Source organism: Mesorhizobium sp. LNJC405B00 (assembly GCF_000502615.1).
Classification (GTDB): Bacteria; Pseudomonadota; Alphaproteobacteria; order Rhizobiales; family Rhizobiaceae; genus Mesorhizobium.
Genome location: NZ_AYWC01000002.1, coordinates 272898 through 290788, shown reverse-complemented (window position 1 = coordinate 290788; position 17891 = coordinate 272898). Strand labels below are relative to the sequence as shown.

Below are 17891 nucleotides of genomic sequence, written 5' to 3'. Positions count from 1 at the left end.
AGATTAGGTGCTCAGCTCTTCCCCGCCAGCACCAGCACCGGCTTCTCGCTGTACAACCCCGGGAACAGCGCCTTCAAATTCGCCACCTTGGGCAGGTCGTTGTAGACGATGTAGGGGTAGGTCGGGTTCAGCGTCAGAAAGTCCTGGTGATATTCCTCGGCCGGATAGAAGGTTTTGCCCGTCTCCAGCGTGGTGACGATCGGCTTGGCAAACACTTTCGCCTGGTCGAGTTGGGCGATGTAGCTCTGGGCGATCTTCTGCTGCTCGCCATTCTCGGCAAAGATGGTCGAGCGGTACTGGGTGCCCGAGTCGGGGCCCTGGAAGTTCAACTGCGTCGGGTTGTGGGCGACCGAGAAATAGACCTGCAGCAGCTGGCCATAGGTCACCTTGGACGGATCGTAGGTGATCTCGACCGATTCGGCGTGGCCGGTGCGGCCGCTGCCCACCGTTTCGTAGACGGCGTCATCCTTGGCGCCGCCGGTGTAGCCGGAGACGGCCTTGGTCACGCCCTTGACGTGCTGGAACACGCCCTGCACGCCCCAGAAGCAGCCGCCGGCGAAGATAGCCTTCTCGCTGCCGCTGGCGGCCTTCTCGTCCATTGCCGGCGGCGGGATCACCACCGCGTCCTCGGCCGAGCGCGCAGGGCTCTGCCAGAAGGCGGCCGCGGCGGCGGCGATGAGCGCGGCAAGCGCGCTCTTGAAGATCGGCGTTCTCGTCCTTGCAATGCCGGTCATGTCTGATCTCCTTGATGGTGGCGAAGACTATACGACAGAACGTCCCGCCTGGTTTCTCAAATTGCCGTGCGCCGGCCCGGCCACTGTGCGGCCGGGCCATGGGACCCAGCCTTATTGCGCGGGCGCCATGGCGTCCGCCGGCTTCATCGCATTCGTTGCGGGTTTCATGGCATCGGCCGGCTTCATGGCGTCGGCGGCGGGTTTCATCGCATTCGTCGCCATTGGGTCGGCTGGCTTCATGGCATCGGTCGCCGGCGCCATGGCATCGGTCGCGGGCTTCATCGCATCGGTTGCCATCGCCGGCTTCATGGCGTTGGTCGCTTCGTCGGCACGGGCGCCGGCGGCGAAGCCGGTCATCGAAAGCGCAAGGGCGAGCGCGGTCAGGGTCTTGGTCATGATGGTATTTCCTCCTTGAAGAGGGCGCGCGGATGCGAGCCCGGTTATGCCGCGCTAGCGGCGTTGCGTAGAAAAAGAATCAGTCGGCGGCTGCAGCCAGGATCGGCCCACCACCCGGCGACTGCACCAGCACCGCGGTGCTCAGCCCGCCGCTTGCCGCCGGCAGCGGCAGTGTGGTGGCGTCGCCGCTCCAGCTGCCGAGTTTCTCCAGCGAGTGCACGACATTGGCATGCGGCAGCGTGCGCCCGGTATTCTCGCCGCGCGCCACCGGCACTTCAATGACGCCCTTGTTGTAGCGGACCAGCCAGACATCGGCGCGGCCGGCCGGCGCGGAACCGGCGCCGATGCTGATCTTGCCACCGTCGAGCGACAGCATCGGCCCCTTCGTGTGACCGCTCGCGGAAATCAGCTGCTCGATCTCGCCTGATGCCGCGCCCACCGCATCGGCACCGCCATTGACCACCACCTGCGGCGTGAACGGGCCGGAACGGCCGAGCGACGGCTCATAGCGCACCTGGCGCTGGGTGAATTCCTCGCGGCCGAAAATGTCCTTCCAGCCGAGACAGTCCCAGTAGGTGACGTTGAACGACAGCGCCAGAACACCCGGCTCGTCCTTGACCTTGATCAGGTTGGCATTGGCCGGCGGGCAAGACGAACAGCCCTGGCTGGTGAACAATTCGACCACGGTGAGCGGCTGGGCGAAGGCGGTGCCGCCAAGCATCATCAGCGCGGCGCCTACGGCAGCCAGCATGCCGGCGCGTTTTGGGTTAAGTCCAGTCATCGGGGGTCTCCGTTGCGGCGGGTTCATCCCACACTTCGTCGCTGCCCGAGGCTTCGTTACATGGTTCACCGCTTCGTGATTGGGGGCGGACGCGTCGTTGCCTTCTCCCCTTGTGGGAGAAGGTGGATCGGCGCGAAGCGCCGAGACGGATGAGGGGTGTTCCAGCGGAGTGAGACGTTGGTTAATCTAACGTCATGCCACATCAGCCCGTCGCTCCTGCCAAACGAAACGTTGCCCGTTCGCTCCGACGTGAAATGACGGAGGCGGAAGACAAACTGTGGCACGAACTACGTGACCGCAGGCTCGATCGGATCAAATTTCGGCGCCAAGTTCCTGTTGGAAAATACGTCGCCGATTTCGCTTGTCTTGAATCACTCCTCATCATCGAGATCGATGGGAGTCAGCATGCGGACTCAGAGTCAGACCAGGCCCGTAGAACGGAACTGGAGGCGAGAGGCTTTCGTGTGTTGCGCTTTTGGAACGACGATGTCCTGAAAGACATGGACAGCGTCTGCACCACGATAATCGCTTATGTAAGGGATGTCAGTTTGCAGCCATGCGGTGAAAGAACGCCGGCGTCAAGCTGGAACACCCCTCATCCGTCTCGGCGCTGCGCGCCGATCCACCTTCTCCCACAAGGGGAGAAGGCAAGGGCACCGCCACCCCGCTTGCCCCTGCAACCCGCCCCTGCTAAAGCCGCCCCATCATGAGCACGCCTCTCGACCACATCCGCAATTTCTCCATCGTCGCCCATATCGACCATGGCAAATCCACGCTTGCCGACCGGCTGATCCAGTCCACCGGCGGGCTGGAGCTGCGCGACATGAAGGAGCAGGTGCTGGACTCGATGGACATCGAGCGCGAGCGCGGCATCACCATCAAGGCGCAGACGGTGCGGCTGAAATACCGCGCCAACAATGGCGAGGACTATATCCTCAACCTGATCGACACGCCCGGCCATGTCGACTTCGCCTATGAAGTGTCGCGTTCGCTGGCCGCCTGCGAGGGCTCGCTGCTGGTCGTCGACGCCTCGCAGGGTGTCGAGGCGCAGACGCTGGCCAATGTCTACCAGGCCATCGACAACAACCACGAGATCGTCGTGGTGCTGAACAAGGTCGACCTGCCGGCCGCCGAGCCCGAGCGCATCCGCGAGCAGGTCGAGGAGGTCATCGGCATCGACGCCTCCAACGCCGTGCTGATCTCGGCCAAGACCGGCCTCGGCATTCCCGACGTGCTGGAGGCAATCGTCCACCAATTGCCGCCGCCGCGCGAGGGCGATGCCTCAGCACCGCTCAAAGCCATGCTGGTCGACTCCTGGTACGACGCCTATCTCGGCGTCATCGTCCTGGTGCGCATCATCGACGGCGTGCTGAAAAAGGGCGCGACCATCCGCATGATGGGCACCGGCGCAAAACACCTGGTCGAGCGCACCGGCGTGTTCACGCCCGCCCGCATCAATGTCGACGAGCTCGGCCCCGGCGAGTTCGGCTTCTTCACCGGCTCGATCAAGGAAGTGGCCGACACCCGCGTCGGCGACACCATCACCGAGGATAAGCGCCAGACCGCGCATGCGCTGCCCGGCTTCAAGCCGGCGCAGCCAGTGGTGTTCTGCGGCCTGTTCCCCGTCGACGCCGCCGATTTCGAGGATCTGCGCGCCGCCGTCGGCAAACTGCGCCTCAACGACGCCTCCTTCTCCTATGAAATGGAAACCAGTGCCGCGCTCGGCTTCGGCTATCGCTGCGGCTTCCTTGGCCTGCTGCATCTCGAAATCATCCAGGAGCGGCTGGAGCGCGAGTTCAACCTCGACCTGATCGCCACCGCGCCGAGCGTCGTCTACCGGCTGCTGCTCAATGACGGCTCGGTCAAGGAACTGCACAACCCCGCCGACATGCCCGACGTGGTGAAGATCTCGGCCATCGAGGAGCCGTGGATCCGCGCCACCATCCTGACCCCCGACGACTATCTCGGCGGCATTCTAAAGCTCTGCCAGGACCGGCGCGGCATCCAGGCCGACCTCTCCTATGTCGGCAAGCGCGCCATGCTGATCTACGACCTGCCGCTCAACGAAGTCGTCTTCGACTTCTACGACCGGCTGAAGTCGATCTCCAAGGGCTACGCCTCCTTCGACTATCATCTGACCGACTACAAGGAAGGCGACCTGGTGAAGATGTCGATCCTGGTCAATGAAGAGCCGGTCGACGCGCTGTCCATGCTGGTCCACCGCACCGCGGCGGAAAAGCGCGGCCGCCAGATGTGCGAGAAGCTGAAAGAGCTGATCCCGAACCATCTGTTCAAGATCCCGATCCAGGCCGCGATCGGCGGCAAGGTCATCGCCCGCGAAACCATCTCGGCGCTGCGCAAGGACGTGACCGCCAAGTGCTACGGCGGCGACGTGTCCCGCAAGCGCAAGCTGCTCGACAAGCAGAAAGAGGGCAAGAAGCGGATGCGCCAGTTTGGGAAGGTGGATATACCGCAGGAGGCGTTTATCCAGGCGCTTAAGATGGGGGATTAAGCGGTCCGGCCTTCGGCCGGACGCATCGACCCGGTGGGTGTTCCATCGCGTAGCGCAGCAGAAACTTGCCGTCAAAAATCTCAGCGTCTAACGGGCGCAGGCCGCCTTGGGCCGAGCTCTGCGAGGAAGCGGCTTGCTTGTGCGTTCGCATTTCCGTTATTCAGATTGAATGCTTCCGCATATCCAAATTGTCGAAAGCTCGACAACGTCAGCTCTCCTGGCTTATTTTCGTCCGGTACGGATTTAACTCGCGTCAGCGCTACATAAAATAAGCGCCTTTGTTCTTGTCGCTTTCTTTCTACCTCTGCAGGGGTGTCATCTGCGTCCGGAAACCTAGGGAGCAAGCCATCAACAAGGCTAGTAATATATATACGATGGGGCTCCCTAGCCCCTTGCTTCCATAAAGCGTCATTATGCGAACGTAGTCGACGTCATCCGGATAATTGGGCTCATAGATTTTCTCCAAAATGAGCTTCCGGACGTCGCTAATCTCGGTATCCTCGTCGATTTCGCCTTCGAACAGCTCGCGTATGCGCGTAAACGAGGGGTCACCCGGAGGGAAAAGTGCATCTAGCACATCAGAGGCGCTGTCCAGCTCCGAGATCATTTCGATTTCATTCTGAATCTCTCTAAATCGAGTTCTCAGCGTCTGGCACTGCGGCAACTGCAAAGTACCAGCCTCAGACCGCTCAAGAGCTTCCCATGGCGATATGTCATGTTCCGTGCATTTCGCACGTAAGCGTCTGTATTGCCCCGCTCGAAAATCATTACTCCCGTACCCTAGGAGCCATCTAAGTGCTGGCCGGTCATCTCGATCTCCTGCCACCATGAGGAGCGCCAATTTCTCCGTAACCTCATCCGTTTCAAGCTCGCTTTCGGATAGGTAGTCGCGACAAGCTATGCCTGCCACGCGGAGGGCATCTGAAATTTTTAATCCGAGCTTCTTTCTGGGAGTTAGAACGATAATATCGCCTGGATCGGAACCGGCGGCGATCTTCTGTACAATATCAGCTGCAATCCCATTGGCCTCCTCATCAATTCCTGCGAATTGGACTATGCTGACAATGCCGTCACCGTTCCCCTGGCGTGCCTCTAGTGGATGCGCATTGCCCCCCGGGTTGTGAGCGATAAGGCTGTTTGCCATCGAGACTACTCGCCCAGGACACCGATAGCAGGTGGTCAATTCGTGATCAGACCGGTCTAAATTGTCATCCTCCCACTCGATGATCCCCTCGGGATGTGCATGCTTGAAACTGTAGATTGATTGATTCTCATCGCCAACAATTATGACGTTTGCATCCCGTCCAAGGAGTTTTACGACACTCTGCTCGACCTTATTCAGGTCTTGATATTCGTCGACAAGAATATAGTCGAATAAATCAAACTCTGGCGACGCTGGGTTATCTCTGAGATAGATGTACAAAAATGGAATCGCCTCGCCGAGAAGAATGCATTTATGAAATGTCATCCAGTCAACAAGAGCGTGTCGAAATTCTCGGTCGACCGCATCTGCCGCCTCTATAGGATCATCGTCTTGAGAACGAGCGAAGGCAGCTTCATATGCCTTAATCCGCTTCTCGCGTGCACCCTTATGCCAAATCGATTGTCTCCGAGATCATATAGGAGTGGTTCAATTTCGAAATTTAGGAGCGGCCTTGTAACGCGTCCAAGTAAATTGATCACCCACTGTTTTCGAAGTATCCGCATAGCAAAGCTATGTAGGGTTCGTGCCTGAATCTCGTCTGCACCCTCAACATCGAGCTTGTTCAACTCTCGTCGAACGTCTTCGGCGGCTATTCGAGTAAAGGTGACCGCCAAAATTCGCTCTGGATCTGCGCCGCTCTCGACTAGTCGCGCGACACGCCTCCTCATAGAAAACGATTTTCCAGTGCCAGGCCCCGCAATTACACGAAGCCTATTCGCCGCATCGGCAGCTATTTCATAAGCTGATGTTCCCACCAGCAAGTCATCGTCCCAAGCCATGAATTCACCCCTCCCTTTATTTATTTTAGTTTGGCTCATTGTAGATCGACATCGAGCTTTGTGGTCAATCTCGTTTCTGCACGCTTCATGATGTTTCTACAAAGCGACTAGATGAGGTTGTTTGTGTGAACCGCGCGGGTTCGTACTGCAACAGCCTGCCTCTCCTTGAGGCCGCCATTGGAGAACATCCCTTCCTGAAGTATCCTGAGGCGGTATGGGGGAGGTCTCGATGCGCTCCAATCTCGACACCATAGCCGCAACCGGCCTCGCCATCGGTGGCGCCTTCGGCCTGGCCGGCACTTTCGTCGCCAGCGCTCCGCTGCGCGAAACGCTCTGGGCGATCGACGGCGTGGCGCTCGTGGTCGCGACCGCGCTGCTGACGATGAAGTACCAGCGGCTGGGGAATGACTGCGTCGCGGCCGGGTTCCTCACCTTTCTCGCCGGCGAAAGCCTGCTGCTCGCCGGCAATGCGGCGGGGCTGGAGGCCAGCGTCCCCTCCTATGTCGGCGGCATCTCGCTGTGGGCGGCAGCGCTCGTCCTGATCAGCGCGGCGAACACCTTTGCGCTGTGGATGCGGCTCACCGGCCTCATCGCCGCCATCCTGTTTGTCGTGACGGTGGCCATGGTGCTGTGGGGCGCGCCCTTGCTGCCGATTTCGGCGCCACTGCCCGCCGCCGGCTATCCGTTCCTGGTGCTGGGGTTTGCCGGCTGGATCTGGACGTTGCTGAAGTCGCCGAGGTGATTGACGCGATCCGGCCGCTGGCGCCGCATGTGAAGTGGGGCAGTCGGGGGCGTAGGGTATCACGAGGCCGCCCCCTCATCCGGCCGCTTCGCGACCACCTTCTCCCCGCTGGGGAGAAGAGGCGAGCACCAGCGCCGAGCGAGCTCCTCTCCCCTCGGGGAGAGGTCGGATTGCCCCGAATTGCCTTTCGCAATTCGGCTGGCAATCCGGGTGAGGGGGACTTGCCTAGCCGTGGCTCTAGGCCCGGCCCTCGCGGCGTGCGACCCTCGCATCTCCGATTCGGGACCGCCCGCCATGCTCCGCCTCACCCTTGCCGCCCTGCTCCTCGCCACCCCGGCGCATGCCGCCGATATGGCGTTCTTCGTCAAGAACCTGCGCAGCCAGGCGGTCGCGGTGGAGCTGTTCAGCCGGGACCGCAAGATGTCGTGGCCGGGCGGCGACCAGGTGTTTCTGATCGAGCCCAGCTCGCAGAAATCGGTGCCGATCTCGTGCAATTCGGGCGAAAACATCTGCTATGGCGCCTGGGTGAATGGCAATGATGCGGTCTCCGCCGGGGTCGGGCCGGATAATGACCAGCCATGCGATACGTGCTGTTTCATCTGCATGGAGAAGACGACGGAGACGATCGATCTGGTTGAGTGAGGGGCGGGGCGCCGAAGCTGCTGATCTCCCCCCTCGTGGGGGAGATGTCCGGCAAGGCAGAGGGGGCGCGAAGGATCGCCAGCGTATGGATCAGCAAGCCTAAAATTGAAATGACGCGGCTGCAGGAATGAGAGGTCGGCGGGACAGCGCCCCCCTCTGCCTTGCCAGGCATCTCCCCCACGAGCGGGGAGATCAGCAGCTCCACCAACCTCTCCCAATCCCCCCAAAATCAGTCAGCCGCTCCCCTTCAATGTCAGCCGCCATCATGCAATGCTGGCCCCCTCGGCCGGGGGGCCGATTGCCTCGGGGGAACACCATGTCTTTCACTTGTCTGCGCCGCATCTTCGTCGCGCTCTCGCTTGCCGCGATGTTTGCGCCGGCCGCGCACGCCGCCGACATCACCTTTGCCGTCAAGAACAGCCATCCCAACGCCATGCGGCTCGAGCTCTACAGCCAGGACCGCGACTATGTCTGGCCGGGCAACGACAAGGATTTCTATCTCGACGATGGCGAGACCAAGCAGATCCCGGTCTCGTGCGACGAGGGCGAGTCCATCTGCTACGGCGCCTGGGTCGACGGCGACGAGGGAACCTATTGGGGCGTCGGCCCCAACAACAAGGAAAGATGCGAGGATTGCTGCTACACCTGCAATGGCGGCGAGACGGAGGAAATTGAACTGACTCCGTAGGAAGTACAGCCAATCTCCCCCCAAGTGGGGGAGATGTCCGGCAGGACAGAGGGGGGCGCCATAGAGCGCAAGCCTCCGCAACCACCGAGCATCGTAATGCCGCACACGCCTCTATCGCCTCGACATCGCGCAAACGCCAGATCGATGCGCAAAGTCCTGACGCCAGCCGAACTCAAGCTCTGGAACGAACTTCGTGCCCACCGGCTGATGGGGCTTGGCTTCCGGCGACAATTTCCGATTGCCGCCTACATCGTCGATTTCGCTTGCCCGGAGAAGAAGCTGGTCATCGAAGTCGATGGCTCCCAGCATACGGACGGCGGCGCGGCTGCCGGGGATGAAACGCGGACATCGCACCTCGGACAAGATGGCTGGACCGTCCTTCGGTTCTGGAATGACGACGTCATCCGCGACGTCGACAATGTCTGCCAGCATATTGTGATTGCGGCTGGGCTTGGCGGCGCATCCTGAACGGTGCCGGTGCTGGGCTTTAGGCAGGGAAAGGTCGGCGGGACAGCCCTGGCCTGCCGGCCATCTCCCCCACGAGGGGGGAGATCGGGTTCCGCCTTGGCTTTCGCCAATTATCCCAGCAACGCCCTTTGACGCTTCGGGCCGCCCGCCTTGCGCCAGGAATTGAACCGGTGCGTCGCGGCGGCAAACGAGATCTTCATCTGCTGGGCGACCGAGTAGCGCGACCTGCCTTCGTCGAACAGGCGGTAGCAGCATTCGACGCCCTCCTCGGTCAGCTTGCCGTCGGGCGCCTTGTTGTGCGGATTGGCGGGGTCGAATTTTTCGACTTGCTGTTCGACCAGGCCTTTCAGCCGCTGCAAATCGGCCTCGATGCTGGCGATCAGATCGAGGACGGGTTTCGGATCGAAGTGGTCATGCGGCTTTGCCGTCATCTCTTGGATACCTTTCGCTTTGCGTGTCGCGACAATATAGGTGAACATTTGCCGATAATGAAGGCCGCGTTGCGATCCGGCGCTTCAACATTTCTTGACTGGTGATTGACCGCGGAGACTGCAGCGCCTAGTTTAGAATTGTTCTAAACTGGGGTGAATTTCTCATGCTTTCCCGTGTCTTCGGTTTCGGCCGCCGTCCTTTCGAAACGCTGTCGGAACAGGAGATCCTGGCCCTGGCAATTTCATCCGAAGAAGATGACGGGCGCATCTACCGCGCCTATGCCGACGGGCTGGCGGACAGTTTTCCGCAATCGGCGAAAGTGTTCGAGGCGATGGCGGCGGAGGAGGACGGCCATCGTGATTCCCTGATCGAGCTTTACCGCAAGCGTTTCGGCGAGCGCATTCCGCTGCTGCGCCGCGAGCACGTGAAAGGCTATTACGAGCGCAAGCCCGACTGGCTGGTGCGGCCGCTCGGCATCGAGCATGTGCGGCGCCAAGCCGAAGAGATGGAGCGGCAGGCCTATCGCTTCTATGTTGAAGCGGCCAAGCGCACCGGCGATGCTTCGACGCGGAAACTGCTCGGCGACCTGGCCGCGGCCGAGCAAAGCCATGAGAATTCGGCGCATCGGCTGGAGCAGAAACTCGTGCCGGGCGAGGTCAAGGACGAGGAAGCCAGCGCCGAGCAGCGCCAGTTCATCCTGACCTATGTCCAGCCGGGACTGGCCGGGCTGATGGATGGCTCGGTGTCGACACTGGCGCCGATCTTTGCCGCCGCGTTTGCCACGCACGACACCTGGCAGACGCTGCTGGTCGGCCTCGCCGCCTCGATCGGCGCCGGCATCTCGATGGGCTTTACCGAAGTCGCTTCGGACGACGGCAAGCTGTCGGGGCGTGGCTCGCCGATCAAGCGCGGCCTCACCGTCGGCATCATGACGACGCTGGGAGGCCTCGGCCACGCGCTGCCTTACATCATCCCGCATTTCTGGACGGCGACGGCGGTCGCGGCCGTGGTGGTGTTCTTCGAATTGTGGGCGATCGCCTTCGTGCAGAACCGCTACATGCAAACCCCGTTCCTGCGCGCGGCGTTTCAGGTGGTGCTGGGTGGGGCGCTGGTGTTTGCGGCCGGGGTGCTGATCGGGAATGCGTGAGCGCCAAGCGCCCCCTCACCCAGCCTCCGCTTCGCTCGGCTGACCTCTCCCCGAGGGGAGAGGAGATTTTCGAAGCCTGCGCCAGTCTCTTCTCCCCAGCGGGGAGAAGGTGGCCGCGAAGCGGCCGGATGAGGGAGCCTGGCGCGACGCCGATACCTAGTCACCCATTCACCGCCCTGCTATCCTCTGGCGCCTCGTCCCTCTCCGTCAGCCCGTAATCCCGCAGCACATGCGCAATGCGCAGCCGGTAGCCGGCAAAGATTCCGCCACGGCCCGCATGCTGCGCCTGGCGGTGCTCTTCCGTGTTGCGCCAAGCTTTCACCGCTTCCTCGTTGCGCCAGAAGGACAGCGACAGGACGCGGTTCGGGTCGGCCAAGCTCTGGAAGCGCTCGATCGAGATGAAACCATCGATGCCGTCGAGCAGCGGCCGCAACTCGGCAGCGATACCGAGATAGGCATCGCGCTTTCCCTCAGCCGGTTGCACCTCGAAGATGACAGCGATCATGCTTCCTCCTTGACCGCGGTCTGGAACAGCTGCCGCGGTCCATGCGGCCCCGACACCAGCTTCAGGAAGATGCGGTCCTCTTTCAAGATGAACTTTTCGCGGCGAGCGAATTCGTAATTGGCCTTGCCCGCCGGATCCGCGGCGAGACGGGCGCGATAGGCTTCGTAGGCCGCGAGGCTGTCGATGTTGTAGGCGGCGTAGGCGGTGGTGGCCGAGCCCTCGTGCGGGGCGTAGTAGCCGATCAGATCGGCGCCGCAGCGCGGGATCGCCTGGCCCCAGGCCTTGGCATATTGCTCGAAGGCCGGCTTGCCGAACGGGTCGATCTCATAGCGGATGAAGCAAGTGATGGTCATCGTGATCTCCTTGGGTTTCGCGTGGATAGTTCGAGCGAAGTCGAAACGTTGTGCCGCAGGGTCTGCTAAGCAAAAGCGCTGGCGGTCAGGCCTGCCAGAAGGATTTTGCGCATTCGCGGCGCACATCCTCACGGGTCAGGCCGAGATCGCGCAGCAGATGGTCGTCGACCTCTGCGAGGTCGAGCCGCTGCCCATGGCGGTCGTACCAGCGGGCGAGCAGCCGCCGTTGCAGCCAGGTGACGAATGGAAACCGCCGGCGGCTGGCGAGTGGGGCGGAAGCGGTTGGCATCGGCGTTCTCCTTGATCCCGCCCGACAATAATGCTTATCTGACGAGAATGCTTCGATGGAGACCTAACTATGCGTGAAGGACCCGACATTGCCCGCATCGCCAGCCTGGTCGGCGATCCGGCGCGGGCAAACATGCTGAATGCGCTGATGGGCGGCACGGCTTTGACGGCCAGCGAACTGGCGCTGGAGGCCGGCGTCTCGCTGCCGACGGCGTCCTCGCATCTGTCGAAACTGATGGAGGGCGGGCTTTTAACTTTGGCCAGCCAGGGACGGCATCGCTATTACGGCCTCGCCGGGCCGCAGGTTGCCGGCATGATCGAGGCCATCACCGGGGTGGCCGAAGCGGTTGGTCCCAAGCGCGTGCGGCCCGGCCCGCGCGACGGCGCCATGCGCGTCGCCCGCGTCTGCTACGACCACCTCGCCGGCGAACATGCGGTGGCGATGCTCGACCGCCTCGTCGCGCGCGGCATCCTGTTGCGCGACGACAATGAGATCAGGCTCGGGGAGATCCGGCCGGGGGAGATCAGGCTCGGGCCGTCGGCAGCATCGCATTTTTCCGCGATCGGCATCGATGTCGGCGCCAAGCCGCGCCGGCCGGTCTGCCGCGCCTGTCTCGACTGGAGCGTGCGCCGCTCGCACCTCGCGGGAACGCTCGGCGCGGCTATTCTGGACAAGATCCTGTCGGAGAAATGGGCAAGGCGGGAGAAGGACAGCCGCGCGGTGGTGTTTTCACCGCCGGGGAAGCAGGCGTTCGAGCGGGTGTTTTTGGCGTAGAGGTTCGGCAGCGCTAATTGGGCGACGCTGGCGGTACAGCACCCCCCTCTGTCCTGCCGGACAGAGGGGGGTGTGACGGAACGCTTGCGTAGCAGGTGAGGCGCGCGACGCTCACCCCCGCTTCAGCACCTTCCCCTGCTTGAAAAAGTCCACCCACGGATCGGCCTCCGCTAGTTCCTTCAGCGTCGTCTTGCCCCCGATCGGGAAGGAATTCGGCGCTAACCCTTTTTCGACCTCCGCCCAGGTCACCGGGATCGACACCGTCGCGCCCTTCTTGGCGCGGGAAGAGTAGGGCGCGACCGTGGTCGAGCCCCTGCCGTTGCGCAGATAGTCGACGAAGATTTTTCCGGTGCGCGCCTTTTTCGACAGCGTCGCCGTGTAGCGGTCGGGCGCGGCCTGCTCCAGCGCCTTGGCGAAATCATGGGAGAAGGTTTTGACTTCCTCCCAATCCGCCGAGGGTTTCAGCGGCACCAGCACGTGATAGCCCTTGCCGCCTGACGGCTTGACGAAGTTCGGCATCGACAGATCGTCAAGCTTGCCTCTGATGTCGAGTGCGGCCTCGCGCACCGCCTTGACGTCGACGCCTTCATCGGGATCAAGATCGAAGATGATCTGATCCGGCTTTTCCAGCTCCTCGATCTTGCAGCCCCAGATGTGGACCTCAACCACGCCATACTGGACCAAGGCGGCAAGGCCGTCGAAATCGCGGATGAACAGGATTTCCTCGCCATCGGTCGGGTCCTTCATGCGGGCAATCTTGTCGCTCATGCCGGCCGAGGCATGTTTCTGGAAGAAGCGCGGACCGCCGATGCCGTCCGGCGCCCTGACCAGGCTGAGCGGCCGGTTGACGACGAACTGCTCCATGCGCGGCCAGACCAAGGCATAGTGCCCAAGCAGAGCCTGCTTGGATATTTTTTCCTCGGGCCACAGCAGCTTGTCGGGATGGGATAGTTTTACGCTGGTCGTGATCGTCGCGGGCGCCTTAGCCCCGGCGGCCTTGCCGGCGCCGCTTGCCGCAGGCTTTGCCTTGTTCGCCGCCTTCGATGGCTTTTCCTGCACGACTTCCTCCGCCGGCTTGTCCTCGCGCAGTCCCTGGAACGACGCGTGGCGTATTATACGGTCCGAGGTCCAGCTGCGGAACTCCACTTCGCCGACAAGTTTGGGCCTGACCCAGACCAGGCCCTTGCCCTTCGGCACGGCGGCGGCAAAGGGCGAGGCGTCTGCCTTCAGCGCATCGAGTTTTTTCTTCAGATCGGTGGCGCTCCTGGCTGTGAAGCCCGTGCCGACGCGGCCGGCGTAGTGGAGCTTGCCGCCCTCGTGGTAGCCGACCAGCAGCGAACGCAGGCCGCGGCCGGTCTTGTCCGAGGGCAGATACCCGCCGATGACGAATTCCTGGCGGGCCGTGCATTTCGATTTCACCCAGCCTGGGCCACGGCCGCTGCGGTAGGGCGCATCGGCGCGCTTGGAGACGATGCCTTCGAGGCCCATGCGGCAGGCGTGCTGCAGCATGATCTTGCCGGGCTCGGCGAAATGGTCGCTGAAGCGAACAGCGGCATTTTCGGCCGTCTCGCCGAGCAGCTCCTGCAGCGCCTGCTTGCGCTCGACCAGCGGCTCGCGGCGCAAATCCTTGCCGTCAAGCCGCATCAGGTCGAACACATAGTAGGTGAAGCGGTCGGTTCGATTGGCGGAGAGATCCTGCTGCAGCAGCGAGAAAGACGAAACGCCGCTGTCGGCGAGCACGACGATCTCGCCGTCGATGATGGCGTCGCTGCATTTCAGCTGGGCCAGTTCCGCGACGATCTCGGGGCCGAATTTCTCCGTCCAGTCGAGGCCGGTGCGGGTCAGCAGCCGCACCTCCGTGCCGGCGATCTGCGCCTGCATGCGGTAACCGTCGAACTTGACCTCATGCAGCCAGTCCTCGCCGGGCGGCGCCTCGCGCTCCAGCGTCGCCAGTTGCGGCTCGACGAAGTCGAGGCGCTTGCCGGCTTTCGCCTTGCTGGATGCCGCGGGCTTGTTGGAGTGCCAGACCTTCGGCTTCTTGCCGTCGGCGGTTTTGCCTTCCGCGACCTCTTCGATGGTCAGGCCGGACTTCACCGATTTCGGGGCGTCCTTCAGGATATCCTCGCCGGGGCGGGCGGCGGCATCGTCGGATTTGATCAGCAGCCAGTTTTCGCGCTTTTCGCCCGGGCGGGGTCTTAACCTGACCAGATGCCACCGCCCATTCAGCTTCTGGCCGTTGAGTTCGAAGTCGATATGGCCCTTCTTCATCGCCTTGGCCGGGTCGATCTCTGGCGTCCATGTGCCTTCGTCCCAGACGATGACGGTGCCGCCGCCATACTCGCCCTTGGGAATGGTGCCCTCGAAGCCGGCATAGTCGATCGGGTGGTCCTCGACATGCACGGCCAGCCGCTTTTCGTGCGGGTCGAGGCTCGGGCCTCGCGTCACCGCCCAACTCCACAACACGCCCTCATGCTCGAGGCGGAAATCATAGTGCAGCCTGGTCGCGTCGTGCTTCTGGACGACGAAGATGCCGCCGGGCTGCTTGCCGCGCGCGACCTTGCCCGCCGGCTCGGCCGTCTTCTTGAAATCGCGTTTGGACTGATATTGTTCGAGGCTGGCCACGGCGCCGACCCTCAAGCCGACTTGCGCTTGGGCGCAGAAGCTTTCGCCTTGCCGCTTTTTGCCGCCGGCTTGGCCTTCTTCGCCGGGCCTTCCGCCTGGCCGCCATCGGACAGGCTCTTCTTCAGCGCGTCGAACAGATTGACGACATTGGACGGCTTGGGCGCGGCCTGCGCTTTCGGAGCCTTCTTGCCGGCCTTCTTGGCGCGGATCAGTTCGAGCAGCGCGTCCTCATACTTGTCCTCGAATGTCGACGGATCGAACTTCCCCTTCTTCTTGTCGATGATGCGTTCGGCCATATCGGTCATCTCCTGGTCGGTCTTCACCGCCTTGATGTCGCCGAAGATGCTCTCCGGCTCCCGCACCGTGTTGCCGTACCGCAAGGTGGTCAGCACCATGCCTTTGCCGCGCGGCTCGATCACCACGGGCCGCTCGCGGCTATAGAGCACGACGCGCGCCAGCCCGGCCATCTTCTTGTCCGCCATGGCATCGCGGATGACGGCAAAGGCCTCCTCCGACACCTTGTCGGCGGGCGTGACATAATAGGGCGTGTCGAGATAGATCTGCTCTATCGAGGCTTTGTCGACGAAGCCATCCAGCGCCATCGTGTGCGAGGACTCGATCTGCACCGCTTCGATCTCTTCGTCCTCGATATGGACGAACTCACCGGGGCTCACCTCATAGCCCCTGATCTCGTCGCCATCGCCCAGCGGCTTGCCGGTTTCAGAATCGACATAGATGCGCTTGACCGTGTTGCCGGTCTTGCGGTTGAGCACCCGGAACGAAACTTTTTCGGCGTGGGTGACGACGTTGGTCAGTTCGACAGCGCAGGTGACCAGCGACAGTTTCAGATAGCCCTTCCAGGCGGGGCGAGGTGCCATGGCGAACTCCTGCGCGATGCGGTTCAAGCGAGAACGGGCAAGGCCCGTTCCGGTTCCGGGCGCGCAACCAGGGGCATTTCGGCAGCGAGCATGGAAATTTCGAGAGGCTCGCCAAATCTGAAACAGAACCGCGCCCAAGCGACATCCAGACGAAACATATGTGATGCAAAAGTCACAATGCCGGAAATGGCGACGAACTACACCGAAAGACCCCCAAACAGCCGCATTCCGGCCACGAAGCATGGGGTTTTCGACCAAAGATTAACATCGTGTTCACCGACTATTCACGCCTCGACGCTATGATCCCCGCAATCGGACGGGACATCCGAAAATCGGGACAGGGACTTGAGTAAAATGAAATTCTGGGGCCACATCGCCGGCTATGCCGCCGCCATCCGCGAGTTCATCGCGCCGACCTATCGGCCGGAGCGCTACTACATGCGCGGCCCGGGTCCGGCCTGCGCCCGTCGCGGCAGCTCGCTCGGCGCGCACTGATCATGACGTTCGAAACGCGTCACGACAGCCGGATCTGCAGACCGGAGGCCGATCCCCGCGCAACCACCTATCGCGCCGAGCGCCCCGCGCTGGCCGCGAGAAGCCGTGCGACAACTCCGCGGCTTTGATCCCGCTGCCGGCGGGCTTAGTGTCTGAAGACACAAGTTGCCGGATGTCCCGTGACTTCTTCTCCTGAACCCTTCGATGCCAGCCAGTCATTGATCGTTTTCGACGGCGTCTGCGTGCTGTGCTCGGGCTTCGTACGCACGGTGGTCGGGCTCGACCGCAAAAACCGCTTCCGCTTCGCCACGGCGCAGTCGCCCTTCGGCGAGGCGCTGTTCCAGAGATACGGGCTGCGCACCGACAGCTACGAGACCAATCTGGTCCTTGTCGGCGGCGCTCCCTTCATCCGGCTGGACAGTTTCATCGCGGTGATGGCCGAACTCGGCTGGCCGTGGCGGGCGGCGAAGGCCCTGCTGCTCATCCCGCGCCCCTTGCGTGACTGGCTCTACGAACGCATCGCCAAAAACCGCTACGCCATGTTCGGCCGCAAGGACAGTTGCGAGATCCTGTCCGCCGCGATACGTGCGCGCGTGATCGGCTAATCGCATGTCACTCAAAAGTGACCTCGGTTCCGGGAAAACGACATACGCAAAAAGAGCGGCGCCATGAGGCTTCTGGTCGTTGGCGGCTATGGCATTTTCGGCGGCCGCATCGTGCAATTGCTGGAGAGCGAGCCACGCCTGATCCTGCTCGTCGCCGGGCGCTCACTGGGCAAGGCCGAGGCCTGGTGCAAAACCCGCACCGGCGCGGCGGCGCAGCTCGTGCCGGCGCGGTTCGGTCGCAACGGTGACCTCGCGCAAGGCCGGCCTGTTCGTTCGCGCCTCAGTCCGGCAGCGCCGCGACGGCGACGATCTCGATGACGATGTCTGCCTGGGCAAGCGCTGCGACGCCGATTACCTCCGAAGGCGGCGGATTGTTGTCGCTGCAATGCTTCGGACAATACTCGGCGAAAAACGCGTCCAGCACGTCGAGACGAAAATTAGGCGAGCTGAGGACGCCGCCGTCGGGAAATGGCCCTTTGACGAAAAAGGTCAGCCTGATGAGATGGTCGAGCCCGCTGCCAAGTTCTTCCAGATCCGATTTGATGTTGCCGAGAACTTCCCGCCACTGCGCCGCGGCATTGCCGGCGAAGCCGCCACCCTTCTTGCCGGCCGGATCGTAGTCAGCCGATGTCGCGGTGTTGCCGCAGAGATAGACGGTGCCTTTCGCACCGCTGACGACCGTGCCTTTGCCCCATGGCATCAACCGGCCGTTCTTGAATTTCTTGTGGGTCACGAGTTCCATTCTCTTCTCCCATGCCTCGTGTGACGTGCCCGCCAACGACAGAGGATAGTGCTGTGCGGAGCCACGGCCAGTCCGCTGCCGGTCATCCGCCAGCAGACGGAGG

The 17891-nt window shown here is 62.3% G+C and carries 22 protein-coding genes; 11 read left to right on the top strand and 11 right to left on the bottom strand.

All coding sequences use genetic code 11. From position 1 onward, the window contains the following. Positions 1 to 11: 11 nt before the first annotated feature. The 3 genes from msrA to X756_RS160135 all read right to left on the bottom strand — a co-directional run bounded on the left by msrA (position 12) and on the right by X756_RS160135 (position 1911). Positions 12 to 734, bottom strand: a complete 723-nt coding sequence (msrA, locus tag X756_RS160125) for a peptide-methionine (S)-S-oxide reductase MsrA (RefSeq protein ID WP_023728773.1) — start codon at positions 732 to 734, stop codon at positions 12 to 14. Positions 735 to 845: 111 nt separating this feature from the next. Next, on the bottom strand, positions 846 to 1130 hold the full coding sequence (locus X756_RS160130; RefSeq protein WP_023728772.1) for a hypothetical protein: 285 nt from the start codon (positions 1128 to 1130) through the stop codon (positions 846 to 848). Between the two features lie 79 nt (positions 1131 to 1209). Continuing rightward, positions 1210 to 1911, bottom strand: a complete 702-nt coding sequence (locus tag X756_RS160135; protein WP_023728771.1) for a DUF1223 domain-containing protein — start codon at positions 1909 to 1911, stop codon at positions 1210 to 1212. Between the two features lie 194 nt (positions 1912 to 2105). On the opposite strand from X756_RS160135, the gene X756_RS1000000167085 reads away from it, so the two are divergent. Continuing rightward, complete coding sequence (locus X756_RS1000000167085; protein ID WP_156941324.1) at positions 2106 to 2621, top strand: endonuclease domain-containing protein; 516 nt, start codon at positions 2106 to 2108, stop codon at positions 2619 to 2621. Beyond that, positions 2618 to 4423, top strand: a complete 1806-nt coding sequence (gene lepA / locus X756_RS160140; RefSeq protein WP_023673259.1) for a translation elongation factor 4 — start codon at positions 2618 to 2620, stop codon at positions 4421 to 4423. Before X756_RS1000000167085 ends, lepA begins: the two co-directional genes overlap by 4 nt. Before the next feature lie 298 nt (positions 4424 to 4721). Here lepA and X756_RS160145 read toward each other — a convergent pair whose 3' ends face one another. Continuing rightward, the gene (locus tag X756_RS160145) at positions 4722 to 5891 is read right to left on the bottom strand and encodes an ATP-dependent helicase (protein WP_023728770.1); all 1170 of its coding nucleotides are present in this window, start codon (positions 5889 to 5891) and stop codon (positions 4722 to 4724) included. 744 nt (positions 5892 to 6635) lie between these two features. Between X756_RS160145 and X756_RS160150 the strand changes: the two genes are divergently transcribed. From X756_RS160150 to X756_RS160165, 4 genes are all read left to right on the top strand, one after another. After that, entirely contained in the window at positions 6636 to 7148 is a 513-nt protein-coding gene (locus X756_RS160150) for a hypothetical protein (protein ID WP_023728768.1), read from the top strand. Positions 7149 to 7442: 294 nt separating this feature from the next. After that, a complete protein-coding gene (locus tag X756_RS160155) occupies positions 7443 to 7790 on the top strand; it encodes a hypothetical protein (RefSeq protein ID WP_023728766.1) in 348 nt (115 codons plus the stop codon). A 316-nt stretch (positions 7791 to 8106) separates the two neighbouring features. Further along, on the top strand, positions 8107 to 8478 hold the full coding sequence (locus X756_RS160160) for a hypothetical protein (protein ID WP_023728764.1): 372 nt from the start codon (positions 8107 to 8109) through the stop codon (positions 8476 to 8478). Between the two features lie 96 nt (positions 8479 to 8574). Then, positions 8575 to 8946, top strand: coding sequence for an endonuclease domain-containing protein (locus tag X756_RS160165; protein ID WP_023728763.1), 372 nt, complete (start codon positions 8575 to 8577; stop codon positions 8944 to 8946). Positions 8947 to 9056: 110 nt separating this feature from the next. Here the strand turns inward: X756_RS160165 and X756_RS160170 are convergent, their stop codons facing one another. Continuing rightward, positions 9057 to 9377: a hypothetical protein gene (locus X756_RS160170; RefSeq protein ID WP_023728762.1), complete on the bottom strand. Its 321-nt coding sequence runs from the start codon at positions 9375 to 9377 to the stop codon at positions 9057 to 9059. 164 nt (positions 9378 to 9541) lie between these two features. Between X756_RS160170 and mbfA the strand changes: the two genes are divergently transcribed. Continuing rightward, complete coding sequence (gene mbfA, locus X756_RS160175; RefSeq protein WP_023728761.1) at positions 9542 to 10525, top strand: iron exporter MbfA; 984 nt, start codon at positions 9542 to 9544, stop codon at positions 10523 to 10525. Between the two features lie 160 nt (positions 10526 to 10685). Here the strand turns inward: mbfA and X756_RS160180 are convergent, their stop codons facing one another. From X756_RS160180 to X756_RS160190, 3 genes are all read right to left on the bottom strand, one after another. Continuing rightward, positions 10686 to 11030, bottom strand: coding sequence for an antibiotic biosynthesis monooxygenase (locus tag X756_RS160180; RefSeq protein ID WP_023728760.1), 345 nt, complete (start codon positions 11028 to 11030; stop codon positions 10686 to 10688). After that, positions 11027 to 11383 (bottom strand): NIPSNAP family protein, encoded by a 357-nt coding sequence (locus tag X756_RS160185; protein ID WP_023728759.1) that lies wholly within the window; start codon positions 11381 to 11383, stop codon positions 11027 to 11029. The genes X756_RS160180 and X756_RS160185 overlap by 4 nt, the downstream gene beginning before the upstream one ends. A gap of 85 nt (positions 11384 to 11468) precedes the next feature. After that, complete coding sequence (locus X756_RS160190) at positions 11469 to 11672, bottom strand: DUF1127 domain-containing protein (RefSeq protein WP_023728758.1); 204 nt, start codon at positions 11670 to 11672, stop codon at positions 11469 to 11471. Between the two features lie 69 nt (positions 11673 to 11741). Between X756_RS160190 and X756_RS160195 the strand changes: the two genes are divergently transcribed. After that, positions 11742 to 12446 carry a winged helix-turn-helix domain-containing protein gene (locus X756_RS160195; RefSeq protein ID WP_023728757.1) on the top strand — a complete coding sequence of 235 codons (705 nt, stop codon included), beginning with the start codon at positions 11742 to 11744 and terminating at the stop codon, positions 12444 to 12446. A 111-nt stretch (positions 12447 to 12557) separates the two neighbouring features. Here the strand turns inward: X756_RS160195 and ligD are convergent, their stop codons facing one another. Together ligD and X756_RS160205 are read right to left on the bottom strand one after the other, a co-directional pair. Then, positions 12558 to 15068, bottom strand: coding sequence for a DNA ligase D (gene ligD / locus X756_RS160200; RefSeq protein ID WP_023728756.1), 2511 nt, complete (start codon positions 15066 to 15068; stop codon positions 12558 to 12560). Positions 15069 to 15079: 11 nt separating this feature from the next. Then, complete coding sequence (locus tag X756_RS160205) at positions 15080 to 15946, bottom strand: Ku protein (RefSeq protein WP_023681243.1); 867 nt, start codon at positions 15944 to 15946, stop codon at positions 15080 to 15082. Between the two features lie 345 nt (positions 15947 to 16291). Here X756_RS160205 and X756_RS1000000167075 point away from each other — a divergent pair, with 345 nt between their 5' ends. The 3 genes from X756_RS1000000167075 to X756_RS160215 all read left to right on the top strand — a co-directional run bounded on the left by X756_RS1000000167075 (position 16292) and on the right by X756_RS160215 (position 17364). Further along, positions 16292 to 16441 (top strand): hypothetical protein, encoded by a 150-nt coding sequence (locus X756_RS1000000167075; RefSeq protein ID WP_196813601.1) that lies wholly within the window; start codon positions 16292 to 16294, stop codon positions 16439 to 16441. Positions 16442 to 16620: 179 nt separating this feature from the next. Beyond that, positions 16621 to 17046: a DCC1-like thiol-disulfide oxidoreductase family protein gene (locus tag X756_RS160210; RefSeq protein ID WP_031237814.1), complete on the top strand. Its 426-nt coding sequence runs from the start codon at positions 16621 to 16623 to the stop codon at positions 17044 to 17046. 63 nt (positions 17047 to 17109) lie between these two features. Further along, entirely contained in the window at positions 17110 to 17364 is a 255-nt protein-coding gene (locus X756_RS160215; RefSeq protein ID WP_023728754.1) for a hypothetical protein, read from the top strand. Here X756_RS160215 and X756_RS160220 read toward each other — a convergent pair. Continuing rightward, the gene (locus X756_RS160220; protein ID WP_023728753.1) at positions 17327 to 17788 is read right to left on the bottom strand and encodes a RidA family protein; all 462 of its coding nucleotides are present in this window, start codon (positions 17786 to 17788) and stop codon (positions 17327 to 17329) included. The genes X756_RS160215 and X756_RS160220 overlap by 38 nt on opposite strands. Between the last annotated feature and the right edge of the window lie 103 nt (positions 17789 to 17891).

What these genes read in the sequence shown, in the direction of transcription:
- msrA (WP_023728773.1), bottom strand. Translation starts at nt 734, where the DNA reads ATGACCGGCATTGCAAGGACGAGAACGCCGATCTTCAAGAGCGCGCTT.
- X756_RS160130 (WP_023728772.1), bottom strand. Translation starts at nt 1,130, where the DNA reads ATGACCAAGACCCTGACCGCGCTCGCCCTTGCGCTTTCGATGACCGGC.
- X756_RS160135 (WP_023728771.1), bottom strand. Translation starts at nt 1,911, where the DNA reads ATGACTGGACTTAACCCAAAACGCGCCGGCATGCTGGCTGCCGTAGGC.
- X756_RS1000000167085 (WP_156941324.1), top strand. Translation starts at nt 2,106, where the DNA reads ATGCCACATCAGCCCGTCGCTCCTGCCAAACGAAACGTTGCCCGTTCG.
- lepA (WP_023673259.1), top strand. Translation starts at nt 2,618, where the DNA reads ATGAGCACGCCTCTCGACCACATCCGCAATTTCTCCATCGTCGCCCAT.
- X756_RS160145 (WP_023728770.1), bottom strand. Translation starts at nt 5,891, where the DNA reads ATGACATTTCATAAATGCATTCTTCTCGGCGAGGCGATTCCATTTTTG.
- X756_RS160150 (WP_023728768.1), top strand. Translation starts at nt 6,636, where the DNA reads ATGCGCTCCAATCTCGACACCATAGCCGCAACCGGCCTCGCCATCGGT.
- X756_RS160155 (WP_023728766.1), top strand. Translation starts at nt 7,443, where the DNA reads ATGCTCCGCCTCACCCTTGCCGCCCTGCTCCTCGCCACCCCGGCGCAT.
- X756_RS160160 (WP_023728764.1), top strand. Translation starts at nt 8,107, where the DNA reads ATGTCTTTCACTTGTCTGCGCCGCATCTTCGTCGCGCTCTCGCTTGCC.
- X756_RS160165 (WP_023728763.1), top strand. Translation starts at nt 8,575, where the DNA reads ATGCCGCACACGCCTCTATCGCCTCGACATCGCGCAAACGCCAGATCG.
- X756_RS160170 (WP_023728762.1), bottom strand. Translation starts at nt 9,377, where the DNA reads ATGACGGCAAAGCCGCATGACCACTTCGATCCGAAACCCGTCCTCGAT.
- mbfA (WP_023728761.1), top strand. Translation starts at nt 9,542, where the DNA reads ATGCTTTCCCGTGTCTTCGGTTTCGGCCGCCGTCCTTTCGAAACGCTG.
- X756_RS160180 (WP_023728760.1), bottom strand. Translation starts at nt 11,030, where the DNA reads ATGATCGCTGTCATCTTCGAGGTGCAACCGGCTGAGGGAAAGCGCGAT.
- X756_RS160185 (WP_023728759.1), bottom strand. Translation starts at nt 11,383, where the DNA reads ATGACCATCACTTGCTTCATCCGCTATGAGATCGACCCGTTCGGCAAG.
- X756_RS160190 (WP_023728758.1), bottom strand. Translation starts at nt 11,672, where the DNA reads ATGCCAACCGCTTCCGCCCCACTCGCCAGCCGCCGGCGGTTTCCATTC.
- X756_RS160195 (WP_023728757.1), top strand. Translation starts at nt 11,742, where the DNA reads ATGCGTGAAGGACCCGACATTGCCCGCATCGCCAGCCTGGTCGGCGAT.
- X756_RS160205 (WP_023681243.1), bottom strand. Translation starts at nt 15,946, where the DNA reads ATGGCACCTCGCCCCGCCTGGAAGGGCTATCTGAAACTGTCGCTGGTC.
- X756_RS160215 (WP_023728754.1), top strand. Translation starts at nt 17,110, where the DNA reads ATGAGGCTTCTGGTCGTTGGCGGCTATGGCATTTTCGGCGGCCGCATC.
- X756_RS160220 (WP_023728753.1), bottom strand. Translation starts at nt 17,788, where the DNA reads ATGGAACTCGTGACCCACAAGAAATTCAAGAACGGCCGGTTGATGCCA.